The 24,937-nt window shown below is 40.4% G+C and carries 24 protein-coding genes, 1 pseudogene and 1 other annotated feature; of the genes and pseudogenes, 23 read left to right on the forward strand and 2 right to left on the reverse strand.

Annotated features, from left to right (window positions below; translation table 11 throughout):
* Positions 1–55 precede the first annotated feature (55 nt).
* From rnr to M1G05_RS02385, 23 genes are all read left to right on the forward strand, one after another.
* Positions 56–2,410, forward strand: a complete 2,355-nt coding sequence (gene rnr / locus M1G05_RS02275; RefSeq protein WP_247952990.1) for a ribonuclease R — start codon at positions 56–58, stop codon at positions 2,408–2,410.
* Positions 2,373–2,840: an SsrA-binding protein SmpB gene (smpB, locus tag M1G05_RS02280; RefSeq protein ID WP_001051750.1), complete on the forward strand. Its 468-nt coding sequence runs from the start codon at positions 2,373–2,375 to the stop codon at positions 2,838–2,840. Before rnr ends, smpB begins: the two co-directional genes overlap by 38 nt.
* 14 nt (positions 2,841–2,854) lie before the next feature.
* On the forward strand, positions 2,855–3,715 hold the full coding sequence (gene tehB / locus M1G05_RS02285) for an SAM-dependent methyltransferase TehB (protein WP_247952991.1): 861 nt from the start codon (positions 2,855–2,857) through the stop codon (positions 3,713–3,715).
* A gap of 118 nt (positions 3,716–3,833) precedes the next feature.
* Positions 3,834–4,022: a type II toxin-antitoxin system HicA family toxin gene (locus tag M1G05_RS02290; protein ID WP_049491803.1), complete on the forward strand. Its 189-nt coding sequence runs from the start codon at positions 3,834–3,836 to the stop codon at positions 4,020–4,022.
* A gap of 27 nt (positions 4,023–4,049) precedes the next feature.
* Positions 4,050–4,427 (forward strand): type II toxin-antitoxin system HicB family antitoxin, encoded by a 378-nt coding sequence (locus M1G05_RS02295; RefSeq protein WP_247952992.1) that lies wholly within the window; start codon positions 4,050–4,052, stop codon positions 4,425–4,427.
* A gap of 78 nt (positions 4,428–4,505) precedes the next feature.
* A complete protein-coding gene (locus tag M1G05_RS02300; protein WP_247952993.1) occupies positions 4,506–5,459 on the forward strand; it encodes a competence protein CoiA in 954 nt (317 codons plus the stop codon).
* An 18-nt stretch (positions 5,460–5,477) separates the two neighbouring features.
* Positions 5,478–7,280: an oligoendopeptidase F gene (pepF, locus tag M1G05_RS02305; RefSeq protein WP_247952994.1), complete on the forward strand. Its 1,803-nt coding sequence runs from the start codon at positions 5,478–5,480 to the stop codon at positions 7,278–7,280.
* A gap of 1 nt (position 7,281) precedes the next feature.
* Entirely contained in the window at positions 7,282–7,995 is a 714-nt protein-coding gene (locus M1G05_RS02310; protein WP_247952995.1) for an O-methyltransferase, read from the forward strand.
* A 66-nt stretch (positions 7,996–8,061) separates the two neighbouring features.
* The gene (gene prsA / locus M1G05_RS02315) at positions 8,062–9,000 is read left to right on the forward strand and encodes a peptidylprolyl isomerase PrsA (RefSeq protein ID WP_045611489.1); all 939 of its coding nucleotides are present in this window, start codon (positions 8,062–8,064) and stop codon (positions 8,998–9,000) included.
* A 160-nt stretch (positions 9,001–9,160) separates the two neighbouring features.
* Positions 9,161–10,384, forward strand: coding sequence for a cell division peptidoglycan polymerase FtsW (gene ftsW / locus M1G05_RS02320; protein WP_049502517.1), 1,224 nt, complete (start codon positions 9,161–9,163; stop codon positions 10,382–10,384).
* A gap of 24 nt (positions 10,385–10,408) precedes the next feature.
* Complete coding sequence (gene ppc, locus M1G05_RS02325) at positions 10,409–13,105, forward strand: phosphoenolpyruvate carboxylase (protein WP_033684999.1); 2,697 nt, start codon at positions 10,409–10,411, stop codon at positions 13,103–13,105.
* 96 nt (positions 13,106–13,201) lie between these two features.
* Positions 13,202–13,419: a binding site (T-box leader), on the forward strand.
* Positions 13,420–13,683: 264 nt separating this feature from the next.
* Positions 13,684–14,679: a tryptophan ABC transporter substrate-binding protein gene (gene trpX / locus M1G05_RS02330; RefSeq protein WP_247952996.1), complete on the forward strand. Its 996-nt coding sequence runs from the start codon at positions 13,684–13,686 to the stop codon at positions 14,677–14,679.
* 75 nt (positions 14,680–14,754) lie between these two features.
* Positions 14,755–15,621, forward strand: a complete 867-nt coding sequence (locus M1G05_RS02335; protein WP_031237057.1) for an ABC transporter permease — start codon at positions 14,755–14,757, stop codon at positions 15,619–15,621.
* Complete coding sequence (locus M1G05_RS02340; RefSeq protein ID WP_247930265.1) at positions 15,618–16,376, forward strand: ABC transporter ATP-binding protein; 759 nt, start codon at positions 15,618–15,620, stop codon at positions 16,374–16,376. Before M1G05_RS02335 ends, M1G05_RS02340 begins: the two co-directional genes overlap by 4 nt.
* Positions 16,377–16,465: 89 nt before the next feature.
* A complete protein-coding gene (gene dnaG / locus M1G05_RS02345) occupies positions 16,466–18,226 on the forward strand; it encodes a DNA primase (RefSeq protein WP_247952997.1) in 1,761 nt (586 codons plus the stop codon).
* 2 nt (positions 18,227–18,228) lie between these two features.
* Positions 18,229–19,338: an RNA polymerase sigma factor RpoD gene (gene rpoD / locus M1G05_RS02350; RefSeq protein WP_247952998.1), complete on the forward strand. Its 1,110-nt coding sequence runs from the start codon at positions 18,229–18,231 to the stop codon at positions 19,336–19,338.
* A 14-nt stretch (positions 19,339–19,352) separates the two neighbouring features.
* Positions 19,353–19,682, forward strand: coding sequence for a metal-sulfur cluster assembly factor (locus tag M1G05_RS02355; RefSeq protein WP_000331925.1), 330 nt, complete (start codon positions 19,353–19,355; stop codon positions 19,680–19,682).
* A 114-nt stretch (positions 19,683–19,796) separates the two neighbouring features.
* Positions 19,797–20,840: an alpha-galactosylglucosyldiacylglycerol synthase gene (gene cpoA / locus M1G05_RS02360; protein WP_045611499.1), complete on the forward strand. Its 1,044-nt coding sequence runs from the start codon at positions 19,797–19,799 to the stop codon at positions 20,838–20,840.
* 15 nt (positions 20,841–20,855) lie between these two features.
* Positions 20,856–22,181, forward strand: coding sequence for a glycosyltransferase family 4 protein (locus M1G05_RS02365; RefSeq protein ID WP_078238350.1), 1,326 nt, complete (start codon positions 20,856–20,858; stop codon positions 22,179–22,181).
* Between the two features lie 29 nt (positions 22,182–22,210).
* A complete protein-coding gene (locus M1G05_RS02370; protein ID WP_247953314.1) occupies positions 22,211–22,387 on the forward strand; it encodes a PspC domain-containing protein in 177 nt (58 codons plus the stop codon).
* A gap of 58 nt (positions 22,388–22,445) precedes the next feature.
* Positions 22,446–22,580, forward strand: a complete 135-nt coding sequence (locus tag M1G05_RS02375) for a DUF4044 domain-containing protein (RefSeq protein ID WP_000863852.1) — start codon at positions 22,446–22,448, stop codon at positions 22,578–22,580.
* A 63-nt stretch (positions 22,581–22,643) separates the two neighbouring features.
* Positions 22,644–23,954, forward strand: a complete 1,311-nt coding sequence (gene obgE, locus M1G05_RS02380) for a GTPase ObgE (protein ID WP_000061647.1) — start codon at positions 22,644–22,646, stop codon at positions 23,952–23,954.
* Positions 23,955–23,963: 9 nt separating this feature from the next.
* Positions 23,964–24,122, forward strand: coding sequence for a hypothetical protein (locus tag M1G05_RS02385; RefSeq protein WP_001808548.1), 159 nt, complete (start codon positions 23,964–23,966; stop codon positions 24,120–24,122).
* A gap of 43 nt (positions 24,123–24,165) precedes the next feature.
* Here the strand turns inward: M1G05_RS02385 and M1G05_RS02390 are convergent, their stop codons facing one another.
* Positions 24,166–24,636, reverse strand: coding sequence for an arginine repressor (locus M1G05_RS02390; protein ID WP_020902899.1), 471 nt, complete (start codon positions 24,634–24,636; stop codon positions 24,166–24,168).
* A pseudogene (locus M1G05_RS10090) lies at positions 24,633–24,934 on the reverse strand (Xaa-Pro dipeptidyl-peptidase); the annotation flags it as partial. The pseudogene M1G05_RS10090 and the gene M1G05_RS02390, both read right to left, overlap by 4 nt.
* Positions 24,935–24,937 lie beyond the last annotated feature (3 nt).

Below are 24,937 nucleotides of genomic sequence, written 5' to 3' on the forward strand. Positions count from 1 at the left end.
GGATGTTTAAGAAGGTTTTGCAGTAAAAGAAAATTAAAAAATCTAGAAAGAAAATATGAAAGATAGAATAAAAGAATATTTACAAGACAAGGGAAAGGTAACTGTCAATGACTTGGCTCAAGCTTTGGGAAAAGATGGGTCCAAGGATTTTCGTGAGTTGATTAAAACCTTGTCCCTAATGGAAAGAAAGCACCAGATACGCTTTGAGGAAGATGGCAGTCTGACTTTGGAAGTCAAGAAAAAACATGAGATTACCCTCAAGGGGATTTTTCATGCTCATAAAAATGGCTTTGGTTTTGTCAGTCTGGAAGGGGAAGAGGACGACCTTTTTGTAGGAAAAAACGATGTTAACTATGCTATTGATGGCGATACCGTTGAGATCGTCATCAAGAAAGTCGCTGACCGCAATAAGGGAACAGCAGCAGAAGCCAAAATTATTGATATCCTAGAGCACAGTTTGACAACCGTTGTCGGTCAAATCGTTCTGGATCAGGAAAAACCTAAGTATGCAGGCTACATTCGTTCGAAAAATCAGAAAATCAGCCAACCAATCTATGTTAAGAAACCAGCCCTTAAACTAGAAGGGACGGAAGTTCTCAAGGTCTTTATCGACAAATACCCAAGCAAGAAACATGATTTCTTTGTTGCTAGTGTACTTGATGTTGTTGGGCATTCAACGGATGTCGGAATTGATGTCCTTGAGGTTTTGGAGTCTATGGACATTGTCTCAGAATTTCCAGAGGCTGTTGTCAAGGAAGCAGAAAGTGTGCCTGATGCTCCGTCTCATAAGGATATGGAAGACCGTCTGGACTTGAGAGATGAGATTACCTTTACCATTGACGGTGCGGATGCCAAGGACTTGGATGATGCAGTGCATATCAAGGCCTTGAAAAATGGAAATCTGGAGCTTGGGGTTCACATCGCAGATGTTTCCTACTATGTGACTGAGGGTTCAGCCCTTGATAGGGAAGCTCTTAACCGCGCGACTTCTGTTTATGTGACAGACCGTGTGGTCCCAATGCTCCCAGAGCGTTTGTCAAATGGCATTTGCTCCCTCAACCCCCAAGTTGACCGCCTGACCCAATCTGCCATTATGGAGATTGATAAACATGGCCGTGTGGTCAACTACACTATCACACAAACTGTTATCAAGACAAGCTTCCGTATGACCTATAGTGATGTCAATGATATCCTAGCTGGCGACGAGGAAAAGAGACAAGAATATCAGAAAATTGTTCCAAGTATCAAACTCATGGCCAAGCTCCATGAAACTCTAGAAAACATGCGTGTGAAACGTGGAGCACTCAATTTCGATACCAATGAAGCCAAGATTTTGGTTGATAAACAAGGTAAGCCTGTTGATATCGTTCTTCGTCAGCGTGGCATTGCCGAGCGCATGATTGAGTCCTTCATGTTGATGGCCAACGAAACAGTTGCCGAGCATTTCAGCAAGCTGGATTTGCCTTTCATCTATCGAATTCACGAAGAGCCTAAGGCTGAAAAAGTTCAGAAGTTTATTGATTATGCTTCGAGCTTTGGCTTGCGCATTTATGGGACTGCCAGTGAGATTAGCCAGGAGGCGCTTCAAGAAATCATGCGTACTGTTGAGGGAGAACCTTATGCAGATGTATTGTCCATGATGCTTCTTCGTTCCATGCAGCAGGCTCGCTATTCAGAGCACAATCACGGGCATTATGGTCTAGCAGCTGATTATTACACTCACTTTACCAGTCCGATTCGTCGTTATCCAGACCTTCTTGTTCACCGTATGATTCGGGATTACGGCCGTTCTAAGGAAATAGCAGAGCATTTTGAGCAAGTGATTCCAGAGATTGCGACCCAGTCTTCCAACCGTGAGCGTCGTGCCATCGAGGCTGAGCGTGAAGTAGAAGCCATGAAAAAGGCTGAGTACATGGAAGAATACGTGGGTGAAGAATACGATGCAGTTGTATCAAGTATTGTCAAATTCGGTCTCTTTGTCGAACTGCCGAACACAGTTGAAGGCTTGATTCACATCACAAATCTACCTGAGTTTTACCATTTCAATGAGCGTGATTTAACCCTTCGTGGAGAGAAATCAGGAACAACTTTCCGTGTAGGTCAGCAGATTCGCATTCGCGTTGAAAGAGCCGACAAGATGACGGGTGAAATTGACTTCTCATATATCCCAAGTGAGTTTGATGTGATTGAGAAAGGCTTGAAACAAGCTGATCGCAAAGACAGAGGGCGTGGTTCAAATCGTCGTTCAGATAAGAAGGAAGATAAGAGAAAATCAGGACGCTCAAATGATAAGCGCAAGCATTCACAAAAAGACAAGAAGAAAAAGGGCAAGAAACCTTTTTACAAGGAAGTAGCTAAGAAAGGAGCCAAGCATGGCAAAGGGCGAGGGAAAGGTCGTCGCACAAAATAAAAAGGCGCGCCACGACTATACTATCGTAGATACGTTAGAGGCAGGGATGGTCCTGACAGGAACTGAAATCAAGAGTGTACGAGCTGCTCGAATCAATCTCAAGGATGGCTTTGCCCAAGTAAAAAATGGGGAGGTCTGGTTGAGCAATGTTCATATTGCTCCTTACGAAGAGGGCAATATCTGGAACCAAGAACCAGAACGTCGTCGTAAACTCCTGCTCCATAAGAAACAAATCCAAAAATTAGAACAAGAGACTAAAGGAACAGGAATGACCCTGGTTCCCCTTAAAGTCTATATCAAAGATGGTTACGCTAAACTCCTTTTAGGTTTAGCTAAAGGGAAGCATGACTATGATAAACGGGAGTCTATCAAACGACGTGAGCAAAACCGCGACATCGCGCGTGTTATGAAAGCTGTCAACCAGCGATAAAAAGAGGAATGAAAATGGAAAAACTAGTTGCCTACAAACGCATGCCACTGTGGACTAAAGAGACCATGCCAGAGGCGGTTCAGCAAAAGCACAATACCAAGGTTGGGACTTGGGGGAAAATTACTGTTTTGAAGGGAACTCTCAAGTTTATTGAATTGACAGAATATGGTGAGGTTTTAGCTGAGCACCTCTTTGAAGCAGGGGCTGAGAATCCCATGGCACAACCACAAGCCTGGCACCGAGTGGAGGCTGTAACAGACGATGTGGAATGGTATTTGGAATTTTATTGTAAACCTGAGGATTATTTCCCTAAAAAATACAATACCAATCGGGTTCATTCAGAGGTCTTAGAGGCTATGCAGACAGTAAAACCAGGGAAAGCCTTAGATTTGGGCTGTGGTCAAGGCCGTAATGCACTCTTTCTAGCCCAGCAAGGTTTTGATGTGACAGCTGTAGATCAAAATGAATTATCTCTTGAAATCTTGCAAAGCATTGTGGAGCAAGAAGATTTGGACATGCCTGTTGGTCTCTACGATATCAATTCAGCCAGCATTGGGCAAGAATATGATTTTATCGTATCAACTGTTGTTCTCATGTTTCTACAAGCGGACCGCATTCCTGCAATTATCAAAAATATGCAGGATAAAACCACTGTTGGTGGCTACAATCTTATCGTTTGTGCCATGGATACGGAGGACTATCCTTGCTCAGTGAACTTCCCATTTACTTTTAAGGAAGGGGAACTGGCAGACTATTACAAGGACTGGGAATTGGTTAAGTACAATGAAAATCCAGGCCATCTTCACCGTCGTGATGAGAATGGCAATCGTATTCAACTACGATTTGCGACCATGCTAGCTAAAAAAATTAAATAAGCATGAATAAAGATTAGGAAATTTCCTGATCTTTTTTCTTTTTTACGAATAGATAAGATAGAAGAATTGACAAAAATACGCATTATAAGTATAATTTTAGATAGAAAGGTGACCATAAATGCCAATCACAGGTAAGGAAATGGTAAAATTAGCTCTTGCAAATGGATGGATTGAAGTTCGTAAGAGAGGAAGTCATCATCATTTTAAGAAAGAAGGGGTTCCCTATCTTGTCACTATTCCAGTTCACGGTAATGAGGATCTAGGAAAAGGTTTAGAGAGAAAAATATTAAAAGATTTGGGATTATAGTTGATTTGGAAATTGTGGAGGTGTATTATGCTAAAATCTTATCCTGCTATTTTTCATAGAGAAGGCACTGGGTATTGGATCGAATTTCCGGAATTTGGAGGCGGGACTGAAGGAGCAACGATTGAACTTGCAATGAAAAATGCTCGGGAAATGCTTGAGAGTGTTTTAGCTTCTTATATTGATGAAGGACTGCCTCTGCCTACTCCTAGTGACATTGCTGAGTTGAAAGCTCCCGATGGATTTGTGACTTTGATTCAGGTCAATCCCTTGCCTTTCGTAAAGAATAATAAAGCGATTCGAAAAAATGTTACGGTTCCAGAGTGGCTAGTCAGACTTGCAGATCGTGAGAAAGTGAACTATTCTGAAGTGTTGACACAAGCTCTTGAAAGTCGCTTGCAACTCTAAAATTATAGAGTGATGAAGATTAGGAATTTTCCTGATCTTTTTTCTTTTTTACGAATAATATAGAAAAGGAGGGAAATCATGTTTGTTGCGAGAGATTCTAGGGGAGAATTGGTAAATGTGTTAGAGGATAAGCTTGAGAAGCAAGCATACACCTGCCCAGCTTGTGGAGGTCAGCTCCGTTTGCGTCAAGGACCAAGTGTCCGGATCCATTTTGCCCACAAAACCTTAAAAGACTGTGATTTTTCCTCTGAAAATGAAAGTCCAGAACATCTGGAAAATAAGGAAGTCCTTTATCACTGGTTGAAAAAAGAGGCCGAGGTGCAATTAGAATACCTGCTTCCAGAGCTTAAACAGATTGCGGATGTATTTGTAAATGGCAATCTAGCTTTAGAGGTTCAATGTAGTCCCTTGCCTCAAAAAGTTCTTAAAGAGCGTAGCGAGGGCTATCGTAGTCAGGGTTACCAAGTACTGTGGTTGCTGGGAAAAAAACTGTGGCTCAAGGAGCGTTTGACTCGTCTACAACAAGGTTTTCTCTATTTCAGTCAAAACATGGGCTTTTATGTTTGGGAAGTAGACAAGGAAAAACAGGTTTTAAGGCTTAAATATCTCATCCACCAGGATCTCCGAGGTAAACTCCATTATCAGATTAAGGAATTTCCCTATGGTCACGGTAGTTTACTGGAGATATTACGTTTTCCCTATAAGAAACAAAAAATATCTCATTTTACAGTTTCTCAGGACAAGGACATCTGTCGTTATATCCGGCAACAACTGTACTATCAAAATCCCATTTGGATGAAAGAACAAGCAGAAGCCTATCAAAAGGGAGAAAATCTCCTGACTTATGGGCTAAAAGAATGGTATCCACAAATTCGACCACTAGTAGGTAATTTTTGCCAAATTGAGCAAGATTTGATTCGCTATTATCTGTATTTTCAAACCTATTATCAAGAAAATCCTCAAAATGATTGGCAAATGCTCTATCCACCAGCCTTTTATCAGCAATATTTCTTAAAAAATATGGTAGAATAGAAAGGATGGAGGAATCTAATGGTATTACAAAGACATGAAATAAATGAAAAAGATACATGGGATCTATCAACGATCTACCCAACTGACCAGGCTTGGGAAGAAGCCTTAAAAGATATAACAGAACAATTGGAGACAGTAGCCCAGTATGAAGGCCATCTCCTGGATAGTGCGGATAGTCTACTCGAAATTACTGAATTTTCTCTTGAAATGGAACGCCAAATGGAGAAGCTTTACGTTTATGCTCATATGAAGAATGACCAAGACACACGTGAAGCCAAGTACCAAGAGTACTATGCCAAGGCCATGACTCTCTATAGCCAGCTAGACCAAGCCTTTTCATTCTATGAACCTGAATTTATGGAGATTAGTGAAGAGCAGTATGCTGACTTTTTAGAAGCTCAGCCAAAATTGCAGGTTTATCAACACTATTTTGACAAGCTTTTGCAAGGCAAGGATCACGTTCTTTCACAACGCGAAGAAGAATTATTGGCTGGAGCTGGGGAAATCTTTGGTTCGGCAAGTGAAACCTTCGCTATCTTGGACAATGCGGATATTGTGTTCCCCTATGTTCTTGACGATGATGGTAAGGAAGTTCAGCTATCTCATGGGACTTACACACGTTTGATGGAGTCTAAAAATCGTGAGGTTCGTCGTGGTGCCTATCAAGCCCTTTATGCGACTTATCAACAATTCCAACACACCTATGCCAAAACCTTGCAAACCAATGTTAAGGTGCAAAACTACCGTGCCAAAGTTCGCAACTACAAGAGCGCTCGTCATGCAGCCCTAGCAGCCAATTTTGTTCCAGAGAGTGTTTATGACAATTTGGTAGCAGCAGTTCGCAAGCATTTGCCACTCTTGCATCGCTATCTTAACCTTCGTTCAAAAATCTTGGGAATTTCAGACCTCAAGATGTACGATGTCTACACACCACTTTCATCTGTTGAATATAGTTTTACCTACCAAGAAGCCTTGAAAAAAGCAGAAGATGCCTTGGCAGTCTTGGGTGAGGATTACTTGAGCCGTGTTAAACGTGCCTTCAGCGAGCGTTGGATTGATGTTTACGAAAACCAAGGCAAGCGTTCAGGAGCCTACTCTGGTGGTTCTTACGATACCAATGCCTTCATGCTTCTCAACTGGCAGGACAATCTAGACAATCTCTTCACCCTTGTTCATGAAACAGGTCACAGTATGCATTCAAGCTATACTCGTGAAACTCAGCCTTATGTTTACGGAGATTATTCTATCTTCTTGGCTGAGATTGCATCAACTACCAATGAAAATATCTTGACGGAGAAATTATTGGAAGAAGTGGAAGATGATGCAACGCGCTTTGCTATTCTCAATAACTTCCTAGATGGTTTCCGTGGAACAGTTTTCCGCCAAACTCAATTTGCTGAGTTTGAACACGCGATTCACCAAGCGGATCAAAATGGTGAAGTCTTGACAAGTGATTTCCTAAATAAACTCTACGCAGACTTGAACCAAGAGTATTATGGTTTGAGTAAGGAAGACAATCCTGAAATCCAATACGAGTGGGCTCGCATTCCACACTTCTACTATAACTACTATGTATACCAATATTCAACTGGCTTTGCAGCAGCCTCAGCTCTGGCTGAAAAGATTGTCCATGGTAGTCAAGAAGACCGTGACCGCTATATCGACTATCTCAAGGCAGGTAAGTCTGACTATCCACTTAATGTCATGAGAAAAGCTGGTGTTGATATGGAGAAGGAAGACTATCTCAACGATGCCTTTGCAGTCTTTGAACGTCGTTTGAATGAGTTTGAAGCCCTTGTTGAAAAATTGGGATTGGCATAAGATGGTTGAATCGTATAGTAAAAATGCTAACCATAACATGCGTCGTCCTGTCGTCAAGGAAGAAATTGTAGACTTGATGCGTCAGCGCCAAAAGCAAGTCACAGGATCTTTGAAAGAATTGGAAGACTTTGCCCGCAAGGAAAATATTCCCATTATTCCCCATGAAACGGTAGCTTATTTCCGTTTTCTCATGGAAACAATGCAGCCTAAAAATATTCTGGAAATTGGGACGGCTATCGGTTTTTCAGCCCTCTTGATGGCAGAACATGCGCCAAAGGCCAAGATTACAACCATTGACCGCAATCCAGAGATGATTGGATTTGCCAAGGAAAATTTCGCCCAGTTTGACAGTCGCAAGCAAATTACGCTCCTAGAAGGAGATGCGGTAGATGTCTTATCTACCTTGACAGAGTCCTATGATTTCGTCTTTATGGATTCTGCTAAGTCTAAATATATCGTCTTTCTGCCAGAAATCCTCAAACATTTGAAAGTCGGTGGTGTGGTTGTCTTGGATGATATTTTTCAAGGTGGTGATGTTGCCAAGGACATTATGGAAGTTCGTCGAGGTCAGCGAACGATTTACAGAGGACTTCAAAGACTATTTGATGCAACCTTAGATAATCCAGGCCTCACCGCAACATTAGTACCTCTGGGTGACGGCATCCTCATGCTTCGTAAAAATGTAGCAGATGTTCAATTACCTGACAGCGAATGATTTTCAGAAAAATTTAAGAAAATATAGTAAAATAGATAGGGTAACACTTATCTCAAAGGAGTAGACATGAAGAAAAAACTATTGGCAGGTGCCATTACACTATTATCAGTAGCAACTTTAGCAGCTTGTTCGAAAGGTTCAGAAGGAGCAGATCTCATCAGCATGAAAGGGGATGTCATCACAGAACATCAATTTTATGAGCAAGTGAAAAGCAATCCTTCAGCTCAACAAGTGTTGTTGAACCTGACCATCCAAAAAGTATTTGAGAAACAATACGGTTCAGAAGTAGATGACAAAGAAGTCAACGATACTATTGCCGAAGAAGAGAAGCAATATGGTGAGAACTACCAACGTGTCTTGTCACAAGCAGGAATGACTCTTGAAACACGTAAAGCTCAAATTCGTACAAGTAAATTGGTTGAGTTGGCAGTTAAGAAGGCAGCAGAAGCTGAATTGACAGATGATGCCTATAAGAAAGCATTTGATGAATACACTCCAGATGTAACGGCTCAAATCATCCGTCTGGACAATGAAGACAAAGCTAAAGAAATTCTTGAAAAAGCCAAAGCTAGTGATGCAGACTTTGCTCAATTAGCCAAAGATAATTCAACTGATGAGAAAACCAAAGCGAACGGTGGAGAGATCACCTTTGATTCTGCTTCGACAGAAGTACCAGATCAAGTTAAAAAAGCAGCTTTTGCTTTAGATGTAAATGGTGTTTCTGATGTGATTAGCGTTACTGGAACACAAGCCTACAGCAGTCAATATTACATTGTTAAACTGATTAAGAAAACAGAAAAATCATCTAATATTGACGACTACAAAGAAAAATTAAAAACTGTTATCTTAACTCAAAAACAAAATGACGCTTCATTTGTTCAAAGTGTTATCGGAAAAGAATTGCAAGCAGCCAATATCAAGGTTAAAGACCAGGCCTTCCAAAATATCTTCACTCAATACATCGGTGGTGGAGATTCAAGCTCAAGCAGTTCTTCAAAAGAATAAAACAGAAAAGAGCCAAGTGCTCTTTTTCTTATGAGAAAATCTTCTATCTTAAGGGTAAGAGTTTTTTTCTTTCGGAAAAAATGGTATAATAGCAATCAAAACTAGAAAATAAACGAAATTTGGGAATAATTTCTTTTGTTCTCATTAGATTGGTGATACTATGAAGATTAGTAAGAGGCACCTGTTAAACTATTCTATTCTAGTTCCTTACTTACTTTTATCTATTTTGGGTTTGATTGTAGTCTATTCTACAACCAGTGCCATTCTTATCGAAGAAGGTAAAAGTGCCCTCCAATTGGTTCGAAGTCAGGGAATGTTTTGGATATTTAGTTTAATATTAATTGCCTTGATATATAAGCTGAAACTGAATTTTTTAAGAAAAGAACGACTTTTATTTATTGTTATGTTTGTTGAGTTGATTCTCTTAGCTCTGGCTCGCTTAATTGGTACGCCAGTCAATGGAGCCTATGGTTGGATTTCAGTAGGACCTTTGACCATTCAGCCAGCTGAGTATTTGAAGATTATCATCGTCTGGTACTTGGCCCAACGTTTTTCAAAACAACAGGATGAAATTGGTATTTACGATTTTCAAGTTTTAACTCAAAATCAATGGATTCCTCGAGCTTTTAATGATTGGCGTTTTGTCCTCTTGGTAATGATAGGAAGTTTGGCTATTTTCCCAGATTTGGGGAATGCTACAATCCTAGCGCTGGTCGCCTTGATTATGTATACAGTTAGTGGGATTGCTCATCGTTGGTTTATAGTCTTTATCGGTGTATTGTTTGGAGTTTCAGCCCTATCTCTATCAGCTATTTCTGTAATTGGGGTTGATAAGTTTTCAAAAGTTCCAGTATTTGGTTACGTGGCCAAGCGTTTCAGTGCCTACTTTAATCCCTTTGCTGATTTGGCAGGAGCTGGTCACCAACTTGCAAATTCCTACTTTGCTATGGTAAATGGTGGATGGTTTGGTTTAGGCTTAGGAAATTCAATAGAAAAACGTGGTTATTTACCAGAGGCCCATACAGACTTTGTATTTTCAATTGTCATTGAAGAGTTTGGATTTGTGGGAGCCAGTTTGATTTTGGCACTTGTCTTTTTCCTGATTTTGCGAATTATCCTAGTAGGAATTCGTGCTAAGAATCCCTTTAATTCTATGATGGCGATTGGGGTTGGGGGGATGATGTTGGTACAGGTCTTTGTCAATATCGGTGGAATTTCTGGTATTATTCCCTCGACAGGAGTAACCTTCCCCTTCTTATCGCAAGGAGGGAACAGTCTCCTAGTCTTGTCTGTAGCCATCGCCTTTGTCTTAAATATTGATGCAAGTGAAAAACGTGCCCAATTATATGAGGAGTTAGAAGCTCACTCATCAAACTATATGTAGAGCTGAGAGTGGAAAGGATTACCTATGTCTCTTCAAAAATTAGAAAACTATAGTAATAAAGCTGTCGTACAAGAAGAAGTATTGATTTTAACAGAATTGTTAGAAGATATCACTAAAAATATGCTTGCCCCAGAGACTTTTGCAAAAATCATGGAGTTGAAAGAATTATCAACTCAAGAAGATTATCAAGGCTTGAACCAACTGGTTACGAGTCTGTCAAATGATGAAATGGCTTATATTTCACGCTATTTCTCTATCTTGCCTCTCTTGATTAATATTTCAGAAGATGTAGATTTGGCCTATGAAATCAACCACCAAAATAATATTGATCAAGATTATCTTGGGAAATTATCGGCAACGATTAAAATGGTTGCAGAAAAAGAAAATGCGGTTGAAATTCTAGAACACTTGAATGTTGTCCCTGTTTTGACTGCCCATCCAACACAAGTACAACGTAAGAGTATGCTGGATTTGACTAACCATATCCATACCCTCTTGCGTAAGTATCGTGATGTGAAATTAGGCTTGATTAATAAGGAAAAATGGCATAATGATCTCCGTCGTTACATTGAGATTATCATGCAGACAGACATGATTCGTGAAAAGAAATTGAAAGTAACCAATGAAATCACGAATGTTATGGAATATTACAATAGTTCATTTTTGAAGGCAGTTCCTCATTTGACTGCTGAGTACAAGCGTCTGGCTAAAAAACATGGCTTGGAGTTGAAACATCCTAAACCAATTACCATGGGTATGTGGATTGGTGGAGACCGTGATGGGAATCCTTTTGTTACAGCAGATACCTTGAAACAATCTGCTATGACTCAGTGTGAAGTCATCATGAACTACTATGATGAAAAGATTTACCAACTTTATCGTGAGTTCTCTCTCTCAACCAGTATTGTCAATGTGAGCAAGCAAGTCAGAGAAATGGCTCGTCAATCCAAGGATAACTCGATCTACCGTGAAAAAGAGCTTTACCGCCGTGCCTTATTTGATATTCAATCAAAAATCCAAGCAACAAAAACCTATCTGATTGAGGATAAGGAAGTTGGGGCTCGCTATGAAACAGCTAATGATTTTTATAAGGATTTAATTACTATTCGTGATTCCCTTTTAGAAAATAAGGGCGAAGCACTGATTTCTGGTGATTTTGTTGAGTTAATTCAGGCAGTTGAAATTTTTGGTTTCTATTTGGCATCTATTGACATGCGTCAAGATTCTAGTGTTCATGAAGCTTGTGTAGCCGAACTCTTGAAATCAGCTGGTATTCATTCGCATTATAGTGAACTAAGTGAAGAAGAAAAATGCCAGCTTCTCTTGAAAGAATTAGAAGAAGATCCACGTATTCTTTCTGCCACTCATGTTGAAAAATCAGAGTTACTTGAAAAAGAATTAGCAATCTTTAAGGCTGCCCGTAAGTTGAAAGATAAGTTGGGAGATGATGTCATTCGCCAGACAATTATTTCACATGCAACTAGCGTATCTGACATGTTGGAATTGGCTATCTTGCTAAAAGAAGTAGGGTTAGTTGATAAAGAAAGAGCTCGTGTCCAAATCGTTCCTCTCTTTGAAACAATTGAGGACTTGGACCACTCAGAAGAAACCATGAGAGAATATCTTTCACTTCCTCTTGCCAAGAAATGGATTGCTTCACGTAATAACTACCAAGAAATCATGCTTGGTTACTCTGATAGTAATAAAGATGGTGGCTATCTATCATCATGTTGGACCCTCTACAAGGCTCAACAACAATTGACTGCTATTGGAGATGAATTTGGCGTTAAGGTTACCTTCTTCCATGGCCGTGGTGGGACTGTCGGTCGTGGTGGTGGACCAACCTATGAAGCCATCACATCTCAACCGCTCAAGTCAATCAAGGATCGTATCCGTTTGACGGAGCAGGGTGAAGTAATTGGCAATAAATACGGTAATAAAGACGCAGCTTACTATAACCTTGAAATGTTAGTATCTGCAGCCATTAACCGTATGATTACTCAGAAGAAGAGTGATACGAATACATCCAATCGTTATGAAGCTATTATGGACCAAGTGGTGGACCGTAGTTACGATATCTACCGTGATTTGGTCTTTGGTAATGACCATTTCTATGATTATTTCTTCGAGTCAAGTCCAATCAAGGCTATTTCAAGCTTTAATATTGGTTCTCGTCCAGCCGCTCGTAAGACTATTACTGAAATTGGTGGTTTGCGAGCTATCCCTTGGGTATTCTCATGGTCGCAAAGTCGCGTCATGTTCCCTGGCTGGTATGGGGTTGGTTCAAGCTTCAAGGAATTTATCGATAAAAATCCAGAGAATATCGCTATCCTACGAGATATGTACCAAAATTGGCCTTTCTTCCAATCGCTTCTTTCAAATGTCGACATGGTCTTGTCAAAATCAAATATGAATATTGCTTTTGAATATGCCAAACTGTGTGAGGATGAAGAAGTAAAAGCAATCTATGAGACTATTCTAAATGAATGGCAAGTCACCAAGGAAGTTATCTTGGCTATCGAAGGTTATGATGAACTCTTGGCTGAAAATCCATATCTAAAAGCAAGTTTGGATTACCGTATGCCTTACTTTAATATTCTCAACTATATCCAGTTGGAGTTGATTAAACGTCAACGCCGAGGAGAATTATCAAGCGATCAAGAAAAATTAATCCATACAACCATCAACGGAATTGCGACAGGATTGCGTAATTCAGGCTGATACCTATCAAACTTCCTCTTTTCTATAGGGGAAGTTTTTGAATAGTTTAAAAAAATGCTAAAAGAGTCTTGACAAGTAGTTGAAAAATGATATAATTTAACCATTCAGAAAAGTAATCATATAAACTTTTTAGAGAGTCTGTGGTAGCTGAAAACAGATAAGTGATGATGATGAAAATTGGGCTGAATGTTATTTAGAATTTGAAATCATAAAAATTCGGTGAGCACACCTTACAGTGCATCTCGTTATTGCGAGACAGAGCGATAGGGAAATTCCCTATAATTGAGGTGGTACCGCGCATCGACGTCCTCACACAAGTTTTTTTGTGTGAGGACTTTTTTGATGGAGGTTAGTATGGAAAGAAAACGATGGCGTCAATTGTTTATACTCAATGAAAATCAAAAAGCAAACTAGGAAGCTAGCCGCAGGTTGCTCAAAGCACTGCTTTGAGGTTGTGGATAGAACTGACGAAGTCAGTAACCATAGCTACGGTAAGGTGAAGCTGACGTGGTTTGAAGAGATTTTCGAAGAGTATTAGATAAGTGAAGTATTTTAAAGGAATAAAAAGGAGAAATAGAATGAAAAATAAACGTTTAATTGGAATTATCGCTGCCTTAGCAGTCTTAGTAGCAGGAAGCTTGATTTATTCTTCAATGAATAAACCAGAAGCTAAGAATGAGAAGAAAGTTGCCAAAGTTGGTGTTCTTCAGTTTGTGAGCCATCCATCTCTTGATTTGATTTATAAAGGGATCCAAGATGGACTTGCAGAAGAAGGATATAAAGATGATCAAGTTAAAATCGATTTTATGAACTCAGAAGGTGACCAAAGTAAGGTTGCGACAATGAGTAAACAATTGGTTGCAAATGGGAATGACCTTGTGGTTGGTATTGCAACACCAGCTGCTCAAGGTTTAGCTAGTGCCACAAAAGATCTACCGGTTATCATGGCTGCTATTACAGACCCAATCGGAGCTAACTTGGTCAAAGATTTGAAAAAACCAGGTGGCAACATTACAGGGGTATCTGACCACAATCCCGCTCAACAACAAGTTGAACTCATCAAAGCTTTGACACCAAATGTGAAAACAATTGGAGCTCTTTACTCAAGTAGTGAAGATAATTCCAAAACTCAGGTAGAAGAATTTAAGGCTTATGCTGAAAAAGCAGGTTTGACAGTCGAAACATTTGCTGTTCCTTCAACAAATGAAATTGCTTCAACAGTTAACGTTATGACTAGCAAGGTTGATGCTATCTGGATTCCAATCGATAACACCATTGCATCTGCATTTTCAACAGTTGTATCAAGCAATCAATCAGCTAAAAAGCCAATCTATCCAAGCGCAACTGCCATGGTAGAAGCAGGTGGTTTGGCATCAGTTGTAGTTGACCAACATGACCTTGGTGTGGCAACTGGTAAAATGATTGCGCAAGTCTTGAAAGGTGCAAAACCAGCCGATACTCCAGTTAATGTCTTTTCAACTGGTAAGTCAGTTATCAACAAAAAATTGGCACAAGAGCTAGGTATTACGATTCCTGATTCTGTTCTAAAAGAAGCGGGACAAGTGATTGAATAATCTGTAATGGAGGAGTTGGGGACATCTCCTCCAATTTTTTACAATAGAAATCATATAGAAAAGGTTAAGAAACAGATGATATTATCTATTATTTCTCAAGGATTTGTCTGGGCTATTTTAGGTCTGGGGATCTTTATGACATTTAGGATTTTGAACTTTCCAGATATGACAACAGAAGGTTCCTTCCCTCTTGGGGGAGCTGTTGCTGTCACTTTGATAACCAAAGGAGTGAACCCATTTTTAGCGACTCTTGTTGCTGTAGGAGCAGGTTGTTTGGCTGGAATGGCAGCAGGACTTCTTTATACAAAAGGGAAGATCCCAACCTTGCTCTCAGGGATTTTGGTGATGACTTCCTGTCACTCTATCATGCTCTTGATTATGGGACGTGCAAATTTAGGATTGCTTGGAACCAAGCAAATCCAGGATGTTTTGCCTTTTGATTCAGATTTGAACCAACTCTTGACAGGTCTCATCTTTGTCAGTCTTGTTATTGCTCTCATGCTCTTTTTCTTGGATACCAAACTAGGACAAGCCTATATTGCTACAGGTGACAATCCTGATATGGCTAGAAGTTTCGGGATTCATACTGGACGCATGGAGCTCATGGGCTTGGTCTTATCAAATGGTGTGATTGCCCTTGCAGGTGCCCTCATTGCTCAGCAAGAAGGGTATGCTGATGTGTCTCGAGGAATCGGGGTTATCGTTGTAGGTCTTGCAAGTTTGATTATTGGAGAAGTTATTTTCAAGAGTTTGAGCTTGGCAGAGCGTCTGGTTGCCATCGTTGTGGGTTCTATTGCCTATCAATTCTTAGTGTGGGCAGTTATTGCGCTTGGATTTAATACAAGTTACCTTCGTTTGTACAGCGCCGTGATTTTAGCAGTCTGCCTCATGATTCCAACATTTAAGCAAACAATCTTGAAAGGAGCCAAATTAAGCAAATGACAGCAATTGTAGAATTAAAAAATGCAACCAAAGTCGTTAAAAATGGCTTTGATGAAGAAAAGATTATTTTAAATGATGTTTCATTAGAAATTTTTGAACAGGATTTCATCACGATTTTAGGTGGAAATGGTGCTGGGAAATCGACTCTCTTTAACACTATTGCAGGAACCTTATCCTTAACCAGTGGGACAATTCGTATTTTGGGTGAAGATGTAACCAAGTTTTCACCAGAGAAGCGTGCCAAGTATCTATCTCGTGTTTTCCAAGATCCCAAGATGGGGACAGCTCCTCGTATGACAGTGGCTGAAAATCTCTTGATTGCTAAGTTTCGTGGTGAAAAGCGTGGATTGTTACCAAGGCGTTTGGCTAGCTATAAGGATGAGTTTCAGACGACTATTGAAAAAGTAGGAAATGGTCTTGAGAAACATTTGAATACACCGATTGAGTTTTTATCAGGTGGTCAAAGACAGGCTCTGAGTCTCTTGATGGCAACCTTGAAGCGTCCCGAATTACTCTTGCTAGACGAGCATACTGCAGCCCTGGATCCAAAGACCAGTGTGGCCTTGATGGAATTGACGGATGAGTTTGTCAAGAAAGATCAGCTGACAGCGCTTATGATTACCCACCATATGGAAGATGCTCTCAAATATGGTAATCGTTTGATTGTCATGAAAGAAGGACGAATTATCCAAGATTTGAACCAAGAAGAAAAAGCAAAAATGAAAATCTCTGATTATTATCAACTCTTTGAATAAAGTAGGGAAAACGAGTGAAATGGTTTACTTTTTTTCTGAAATAAAGTATACTATATAAAGTAAACTATGATAACATGGAGGTATTGTGTATGGTTGACAAACAAGTCATTGAAGAAATCAAAAACAATGCCAACATTGTGGAAGTCATAGGAGATGTGATTTCTTTACAAAAGGCAGGACGGAACTATCTAGGGCTCTGTCCTTTTCATGGTGAAAAAACACCTTCTTTCAACGTTGTAGAGGATAAGCAGTTTTATCACTGTTTTGGTTGTGGTCGCTCAGGTGATGTCTTTAAATTCATCGAGGAGTACCAAGGGGTTCCCTTTATGGAGGCTGTCCAAATCTTAGGTCAGCGTGTTGGGATAGAGGTGGAAAAATCGCTTTATAGTGAGCAGAAGCCAGCTTCGCCCCACCAGGCTCTTTATGATATGCACGAAGATGCAGCTAAATTTTATCACGCTATTCTTATGACAACGACCATGGGGGAGGAGGCCAGAAACTACCTCTATCAGCGTGGTTTGACAGATGAAGTGCTCAAGCATTTTCGGATTGGTTTAGCACCTCCAGAACGAAACTATCTTTATAAACGTTTGTCTGGTCAGTATCGTGAAGAGGATTTCCTGGATTCAGGACTGTTTTATCTCTCGGATGCTAATCAATTTGTAGACACCTTTCACAATCGAATTATGTTTCCCTTGACCAATGATCAGGGAAAGGTTATTGCCTTCTCAGGTCGTATCTGGCAGAAAACGGATTCACAAACTTCTAAGTATAAAAATAGCCGATCGACTGCAATTTTTAACAAAAGTTACGAATTATATCATATGGATAGGGCAAAAAAATCTTCTGGTAAAGCCAGTGAGATTTACCTCATGGAAGGATTCATGGATGTCATTGCAGCCTATCGGGCTGGAATTGAAAATGCTGTAGCCTCTATGGGAACAGCTTTAAGTCGTGAGCATGTTGAGCATCTGAAAAGATTAACCAAGAAGTTGGTTCTTGTTTACGATGGCGATAAGGCTGGGCAAGCTGCGACATTGAAAGCCTTAGATGAAATTGGCGATATGCCTGTGCAAATCGTTAGTATGCCTGATAACTTGGATCCAGATGAGTATCTACAAAAAAATGGACCAGAAGACTTGGCCTATCTGTTAACGAAAACTCGTATTAGTCCGATTGAGTTTTACATTCACCAGTACAAGCCTGAAAATAGTGAAAATCTGCAGGCTCAGATTGAGTTTATTGAAAAAATAGCTCCCTTGATTGTTCAAGAAAAGTCTATTACTGCTCAAAACAGTTATATTCATATTTTAGCTGACAGTCTGGCATCCTTTGATTATGCCCAGATTGAGCAGATTGTGAATGAGAGTCGTCAGGAACAAAGGCAGAATCGTCTGGAAGGAATTTCCAGACCGACGCCAATCACCATGCCTGTCACCAAGCAGTTATCGGCTATTATGAGGGCAGAAGCCCATCTACTTTATCGAATGATGGAATCTCCTCTTGTTTTGAACGATTACCGTTTGCGAGAAGATTTTGCATTTGACACTACTGAATTTCAGGTTTTATATGACTTACTTGGCCAGTATGGAAATCTTCCTCCAGAAGTTTTAGCAGAGCAGACAGAGGAAGTTGAAAGAGCTTGGTATCAAGTCTTAGCTCAGGATTTACCTGCTGAGATGTCACCGCAGGAACTCAGTGAAGTAGAGGCGACTCGAAACAAGGCTCTCTTGAATCAGGACAATATGAGAATTAAAAAGAAGGTGCAGGAAGCTAGCCATGTAGGAGATACCGATACAGCCCTAGAAGAATTGGAACGTTTAATTTCCCAAAAGAGAAGAATGGAGTAATAATGGCAACAAAACAAAAAGAAGTAACAACATTTGATGTACAAGTAGCAGAATTTATCCGTAATCATAAACAAAAAGGGACAGCAACTGATGATGAAATTAATGCAAGTCTGGTGATTCCTTTTACCTTGGATGCTGATGGGATTGAAGATCTCTTGCAACGAATTCAGGATGCAGGGATTTCAATCACAGATAATGAAGGGAACCCAAGTGCACGTGTTCTTAGCAATGAAGAAGAACCAGAACTCAGCGATGAGGATTTGATTGGATCAACTTCTGCTAAGGTCAATGACCCTGTTCGTATGTACTTGAAAGAAATCGGAGTCGTTCCTCTCTTGACCAATGAAGAGGAAAAAGAATTGGCACTAGCTGTTGAAGCGGGTGATATCGAAGCCAAACAACGTCTTGCGGAAGCCAACCTTCGTTTGGTTGTTTCTATTGCTAAACGCTATGTCGGCCGTGGTATGCAGTTTCTGGATTTGATTCAAGAAGGGAACATGGGCTTGATGAAGGCGGTTGACAAGTTTGACTATTCTAAAGGGTTCAAGTTTTCAACTTACGCAACTTGGTGGATTCGTCAGGCTATCACTCGTGCTATTGCGGATCAAGCTCGTACTATTCGTATCCCAGTTCACATGGTTGAAACGATTAACAAGCTTGTTCGTGAACAGCGTAATCTCCTTCAAGAATTGGGACAAGATCCAACACCAGAACAAATTGCCGAGAAAATGGATATGACTCCTGATAAGGTTCGTGAAATCTTGAAGATTGCCCAAGAACCAGTATCTCTTGAAACTCCTATCGGTGAAGAGGATGATAGCCACCTTGGAGACTTTATCGAAGATGAAGTGATTGAAAATCCAGTAGACTATACAACTCGTATCGTCTTGCGTGAGCAGTTGGATGAGGTCTTGGATACTCTTACAGACCGTGAAGAAAATGTTTTGCGTCTACGTTTTGGATTAGATGATGGAAAAATGCGTACCCTTGAAGATGTGGGTAAAGTCTTTAACGTAACCCGTGAGCGTATTCGTCAGATTGAAGCAAAGGCTTTGAGAAAACTACGCCAACCAAGTCGCAGCAAACCGCTTCGTGATTTTATTGAAGACTAAGAGTGAGGATGAATATGGCTTATACAGAAGAGCAAATTGAAAACATCAAAACACGAATTTTATCAGCCTTGGAAGAAGTTATTGACCCTGAGTTGGGAATCGATATTGTCAATCTTGGTTTGATCTATGAGATTCGTTTTGACGGCGACACAGGACAAACAGAGATTGATATGACTTTGACAACCATGGGTTGTCCCCTGGCAGATCTTTTGACAGACCAGATTTATGATGCTATGACAGAGGTTCCAGAAGTAACGGATACTGAAGTTAAATTGGTTTGGTATCCAGCCTGGACAGTTGAAAAAATGAGTCGCTATGCACGCATTGCCCTAGGCATTAAGTAAACCTATAAAAACATGTGAGAGACCATTGGAAAATGAGGAAATTTCCCCCTCTTTTCCTCTAGTCTCTCCTTTCTTTTGCTGATTTTATTCAAAGAAAATGATATAATAGTAGTTATGGAAAAAAAGAAATTACGCATCAATATGTTGAGTTCAAGTGAGAAAGTAGCAGGACAAGGAGTTTCAGGTGCTTACCGTGAATTAGTTCGTCTTCTTCACCGTGATGCCAAGGACCAATTGATTGTTACAGAAAATCTTCCAATTGAGGCAGACGTGACTCACTTTCATACGATTGATTTCCCCTATTATTTATCGACATTCCAGAAGAAACGCTCAGGAAGGAAAATTGGCTATGTGCACTTCTTGCCTGATACACTTGAGGGGAGTTTGAAAATTCCATTTTTCTTAAAGGGAATTGTGAAACGCTATGTATTTTCTTTTTACAACCGGATGGAGCACTTGGTGGTGGTCAATCCTATGTTTATCGAGGATTTGGTGGCAGCTGGTATTCCACGTGAAAAAGTGACCTATATTCCTAACTTTGTAAACAAGGAAAAATGGCATCCTCTTCCACAGGAAGAGGTAGCGAGACTGCGTACAGAGCTAGGTCTTAGTGACAATCAGTTTATCGTAGTAGGTGCTGGTCAAGTTCAGAAACGCAAAGGGATTGATGATTTTATCCGTCTGGCTGAGGAATTGCCTCAGATTACCTTTATCTGGGCTGGTGGTTTCTCTTTTGGTGGTATGACAGATGGTTATGAACGCTACAAGAAAATCATGGAGAATCCCCCTAAAAATTTGATTTTTCCAGGTATTGTATCGCCAGAGCGGATGCGCGAATTGTATGTCCTAGCGGACCTTTTCTTGTTGCCTAGTTACAATGAACTCTTTCCGATGACTATTTTAGAGGCTGCCAGTTGTGAAGCTCCGATTATGTTGCGTGATTTAGATCTTTATAAGGTGATTTTGGAGGGGAATTATCGGGCGACAGCAGATAGAGAAGAGATGAAAGAAGCTATTCTGGAATATCAAGCGAATCCTGCTGCTTTAAAAGATTTGAAAGAAAAAGCTAAGAATATTTCTAGAGAGTATTCAGAAGAGCATCTGTTACAAATCTGGTTGGACTTTTATGAGAAACAAGCCGCTTTAGGGAGAAAGTAAAAAGTGAGGTAATCTATGCGAATTGGTTTATTTACAGATACCTATTTTCCTCAGGTTTCAGGTGTTGCGACCAGTATTCGAACCTTGAAAACAGAACTTGAAAAGCAAGGGCACGCTGTTTTTATCTTTACGACGACAGATAAGGATGTCAATCGTTATGAAGATTGGCAAATTATCCGCATTCCAAGTGTTCCCTTCTTTGCATTTAAAGATCGCCGCTTTGCCTACCGAGGTTTCAGCAAGGCACTTGAAATTGCCAAACAGTATCAGTTAGATATTATCCATACTCAGACTGAATTTTCTCTCGGCTTGTTGGGAATTTGGATTGCGCGTGAATTAAAAATTCCAGTCATCCATACCTATCACACCCAGTACGAAGACTATGTGCATTATATTGCTAAGGGGATGCTGATTCGTCCTAGTATGGTTAAGTATCTGGTTAGAGGTTTTTTACACGATGTGGATGGGGTTATTTGCCCGAGTGAGATTGTCCGTGATTTGCTATCTGACTATAAGGTTAAGGTGGAAAAACGGGTCATTCCAACTGGGATTGAATTAGCTAAGTTTGAGCGTCCGGAAATCAAGCAAGAAAATCTAAAAGAACTACGTAGTAAATTAGGAATTCAAGATGATGAACAGATGTTGCTTAGTCTTTCCAGAATTTCCTATGAAAAAAATATTCAAGCAGTACTAGTAGCCTTTGCAGAAGTTCTGAAAGAAGAAGACAAGGTTAAACTGGTGGTAGCTGGGGACGGCCCTTTTCTGGATGACCTCAAAGACCAAGCCAAGAAACTAGAGATTCAAGACACAGTTATCTTTACTGGCATGATTGCTCCTAGTGAGACGGCACTTTACTATAAGGCGGCGGATTTCTTCATCTCGGCATCGACAAGTGAAACGCAAGGTTTGACCTACTTGGAAAGCTTGGCTAGTGGAACACCAGTCATTGCACATGGAAATCCTTATCTGGACAACCTGATCAATGATAAAATGTTTGGAACCTTGTATTACGGTGAACATGATTTAGCTGGAGCTATTCTGGAGGCCCTGATTGCAACGCCAGATATGGATGAGCATACCTTATCAGAGAAGTTGTACGAGATTTCAGCTGAGAACTTTGGAAAACGAGTGCATGAGTTTTATCTGGATGCCATCATTTCAAATAACTTCCAGAAAGATTTAGCCAAAGATGATACGGTCAGTCAGCGTATCTTTAAGACAGTTTTGTATCTTCCGCAAAAGGTGGTCGCTGTGCCCGTAAAAGGCTCTAGACGCATGCTGAAGGCTTCAAAAACGCAGTTAATCAGCATAAGAGATTATTGGAAAGACCATGAGGAATAGAAAGAGGAACAGCCATGAAAAAACAATTAATGAGAAGTGGTCTTGATAAAAAGATTGCGGGTGTTTGTGCCGGAGTGGCCCATTATCTTGATATGGATCCAACTATCGTTCGCGTAATATGGGGTGTTCTTGCTTGCTGTTATGGGGCAGGAATTGTAGCTTATATCATTTTATGGATTATTGCGCCGGTAGCAAGTGACTATTGAAAACTAGCTGAATTCATGCTAAGATAATAGAAAATAGAATGTAACGAAGGAGAAAAAAATGGCATTTGGAGATAATGGAAAACGTAAAAAAACGATGTTTGAGAAATTAACCTTGCTTATCGTACTTATCATGTTAGTAGCAAGTATTTTGGGTATTTTTGCAACTGCAATTGGTGCCCTCAGTAATCTATAAAATAGATTCAAGAAAATTTTGTGACTGGGATTTCCCAGCCCTTTTTTAAAGTGAGAAGAAAAAATGAGTATGTTTTTAGATACAGCCAAGATCAAGGTCAAGGCTGGTAATGGTGGCGATGGTATGGTTGCCTTTCGCCGTGAAAAATATGTCCCTAATGGCGGTCCTTGGGGTGGTGACGGTGGTCGAGGAGGCAATGTAGTCTTCGTTGTAGACGAAGGACTACGTACTTTGATGGATTTTCGCTACAATCGTCATTTCAAGGCTGATTCTGGTGAGAAAGGAATGACCAAAGGGATGCATGGTCGTGGTGCTGAGGATCTTAGAGTTCGAGTACCACAAGGAACGACTGTGCGTGATGCCGAGACTGGCAAGGTCTTGACAGATTTGATTGAACATGGGCAGGAATTTATTGTAGCCCACGGTGGTCGTGGTGGTCGTGGAAATATCCGCTTTGCGACACCAAAAAATCCTGCACCTGAAATCTCTGAAAATGGAGAACCAGGTCAGGAACGTGAGTTACAATTGGAACTAAAAATCTTGGCTGATGTTGGTTTAGTAGGCTTCCCCTCTGTTGGGAAATCAACACTTTTAAGTGTTATCACCTCAGCTAAGCCTAAAATTGGTGCCTACCACTTTACGACAATTGTGCCAAATCTAGGAATGGTTCGTACCCAATCAGGTGAATCCTTTGCAGTAGCTGATCTACCAGGTTTGATTGAAGGAGCTAGTCAGGGAGTCGGTCTGGGAACTCAGTTCCTCCGTCACATCGAGCGTACACGTGTCATCCTTCACATCATTGATATGTCAGCTAGTGAAGGGCGTGATCCATATGAGGATTATCTTGCTATCAATAAAGAGCTAGAGTCATACAATCTCCGTTTGATGGAGCGTCCACAGATTATCGTAGCCAATAAGATGGATATGCCTGAGAGTCAGGAAAATCTTGTAGAATTCAAGAAAAAATTGGCTGAAAACTACGATGAATTTGAAGAGTTACCAGCTATTTTCCCAATTTCTGGATTGACCAAGCAAGGTTTGGCTACGCTTTTGGATGCTACAGCTGAATTGCTAGACAAGACACCAGAATTCTTGCTCTACGACGAGTCAGATATGGAAGAAGAAGCCTACTATGGATTTGATGAGGAAGAAAAAGCCTTTGAAATTAGTCGTGATGACGATGCAACATGGGTACTTTCTGGTGAAAAACTCATGAAACTCTTTAATATGACCAACTTTGATCGTGACGAATCAGTCATGAAATTTGCTCGCCAGCTTCGTGGTATGGGGGTTGATGAAGCCCTTCGTGCGCGTGGTGCTAAAGATGGGGATTTGGTCCGCATTGGTAAATTTGAGTTTGAATTTGTAGACTAGGAGACTGATATGGGAGATAAACCGATATCTTTCCGAGATGCGGATGGTAATTTCGTTTCTGCCGCAGATGTTTGGAATGAAAAGAAATTGGAAGAACTATTTAATCGTCTCAATCCAAATCGTGCCCTGAGATTAGCACGAACTAAAAAAGAAAATCCATCTCAGTAAAGAATATAACAAAATTCCGTGCCACATCAGACACGGAATTTTCTTATTCTTCAAAGAAAAATGGTGGAGCGAATTTTTTCAGTTCTTCAAAGCATCTTTGAGCAGCTTCTGCATCTTCGCAGATGACAAGGCAGACATCATCACCACAGAGAGTAGCGATAGCGTCAGAGAAACTTAATGCATCAATGATAGAACCAAAGGATTGCGCAAGTCCAGGAAGGGTTTTAAGGAGGACTTGGTGTTGAACGGGACGCATCAAGACAAGAGCATCTTCCATGTAGATTTCGAGACGTTTCTCCCATTTTGAGATAGAGCCTGTATTGAGCACGTAGTAAGAGTTGTCTTCTTCACGTACTTTTGAGAGGTTCATACTTTTAATATCTCTCGAAAGTGTAGCTTGTGTAACTTGAATATCATTATCGGCAAGAAGAGCTTGTAGCTCAGCTTGAGTATGAATCTTGTTTTTCGTTACAAGAGCTCGTATGAGTTGGTGTCGGTGTTCAGATTTATTCATAAAATGTTACTCCTTGTACTGGGTACAGAAAGCGTGGACGGAACGAAATCGTCAGTCGGGTGGTAAGCGGTATTGTCACGTATGATGATTTCAAAGTCAGTAGTATAGGACTAAATGGAGAAAATCCCACTCTTTTAACTTGTCACTAGTTGAGTGTAGATGAATTGGGTATCTATCCGTTTATCTACATTGGTGTCCTCTACTAACAGTAAATCATTCAATTAGGGTAGCCTTTTGTCACGACTTATTGTGAATTTATGATTAATGTTAATTCACAAAGATTTTTCAACATGTGGTGTGG

Origin of the sequence: Streptococcus mitis, from assembly GCF_023109515.1 — a bacterium.
GTDB classification, from domain to species: Bacteria; Bacillota; Bacilli; order Lactobacillales; family Streptococcaceae; genus Streptococcus; species Streptococcus mitis_CS.

What these genes read in the sequence shown, in the direction of transcription:
- M1G05_RS02375 (WP_000863852.1), top strand. Translation starts at nt 22,446, where the DNA reads ATGGCATTTGGAGATAATGGAAAACGTAAAAAAACGATGTTTGAGAAA.
- rpoD (WP_247952998.1), top strand. Translation starts at nt 18,229, where the DNA reads ATGGCAACAAAACAAAAAGAAGTAACAACATTTGATGTACAAGTAGCA.
- obgE (WP_000061647.1), top strand. Translation starts at nt 22,644, where the DNA reads ATGAGTATGTTTTTAGATACAGCCAAGATCAAGGTCAAGGCTGGTAAT.
- M1G05_RS02370 (WP_247953314.1), top strand. Translation starts at nt 22,211, where the DNA reads ATGAGAAGTGGTCTTGATAAAAAGATTGCGGGTGTTTGTGCCGGAGTG.
- M1G05_RS02365 (WP_078238350.1), top strand. Translation starts at nt 20,856, where the DNA reads ATGCGAATTGGTTTATTTACAGATACCTATTTTCCTCAGGTTTCAGGT.
- M1G05_RS02355 (WP_000331925.1), top strand. Translation starts at nt 19,353, where the DNA reads ATGGCTTATACAGAAGAGCAAATTGAAAACATCAAAACACGAATTTTA.
- M1G05_RS02295 (WP_247952992.1), top strand. Translation starts at nt 4,050, where the DNA reads ATGCTAAAATCTTATCCTGCTATTTTTCATAGAGAAGGCACTGGGTAT.
- M1G05_RS02310 (WP_247952995.1), top strand. Translation starts at nt 7,282, where the DNA reads ATGGTTGAATCGTATAGTAAAAATGCTAACCATAACATGCGTCGTCCT.
- M1G05_RS02290 (WP_049491803.1), top strand. Translation starts at nt 3,834, where the DNA reads ATGCCAATCACAGGTAAGGAAATGGTAAAATTAGCTCTTGCAAATGGA.
- ppc (WP_033684999.1), top strand. Translation starts at nt 10,409, where the DNA reads ATGTCTCTTCAAAAATTAGAAAACTATAGTAATAAAGCTGTCGTACAA.
- rnr (WP_247952990.1), top strand. Translation starts at nt 56, where the DNA reads ATGAAAGATAGAATAAAAGAATATTTACAAGACAAGGGAAAGGTAACT.
- M1G05_RS02340 (WP_247930265.1), top strand. Translation starts at nt 15,618, where the DNA reads ATGACAGCAATTGTAGAATTAAAAAATGCAACCAAAGTCGTTAAAAAT.
- prsA (WP_045611489.1), top strand. Translation starts at nt 8,062, where the DNA reads ATGAAGAAAAAACTATTGGCAGGTGCCATTACACTATTATCAGTAGCA.
- cpoA (WP_045611499.1), top strand. Translation starts at nt 19,797, where the DNA reads ATGGAAAAAAAGAAATTACGCATCAATATGTTGAGTTCAAGTGAGAAA.
- tehB (WP_247952991.1), top strand. Translation starts at nt 2,855, where the DNA reads ATGGAAAAACTAGTTGCCTACAAACGCATGCCACTGTGGACTAAAGAG.
- trpX (WP_247952996.1), top strand. Translation starts at nt 13,684, where the DNA reads ATGAAAAATAAACGTTTAATTGGAATTATCGCTGCCTTAGCAGTCTTA.
- M1G05_RS02300 (WP_247952993.1), top strand. Translation starts at nt 4,506, where the DNA reads ATGTTTGTTGCGAGAGATTCTAGGGGAGAATTGGTAAATGTGTTAGAG.
- M1G05_RS02385 (WP_001808548.1), top strand. Translation starts at nt 23,964, where the DNA reads ATGGGAGATAAACCGATATCTTTCCGAGATGCGGATGGTAATTTCGTT.
- pepF (WP_247952994.1), top strand. Translation starts at nt 5,478, where the DNA reads ATGGTATTACAAAGACATGAAATAAATGAAAAAGATACATGGGATCTA.
- smpB (WP_001051750.1), top strand. Translation starts at nt 2,373, where the DNA reads ATGGCAAAGGGCGAGGGAAAGGTCGTCGCACAAAATAAAAAGGCGCGC.
- ftsW (WP_049502517.1), top strand. Translation starts at nt 9,161, where the DNA reads ATGAAGATTAGTAAGAGGCACCTGTTAAACTATTCTATTCTAGTTCCT.
- M1G05_RS02335 (WP_031237057.1), top strand. Translation starts at nt 14,755, where the DNA reads ATGATATTATCTATTATTTCTCAAGGATTTGTCTGGGCTATTTTAGGT.
- M1G05_RS02390 (WP_020902899.1), bottom strand. Translation starts at nt 24,636, where the DNA reads ATGAATAAATCTGAACACCGACACCAACTCATACGAGCTCTTGTAACG.
- dnaG (WP_247952997.1), top strand. Translation starts at nt 16,466, where the DNA reads ATGGTTGACAAACAAGTCATTGAAGAAATCAAAAACAATGCCAACATT.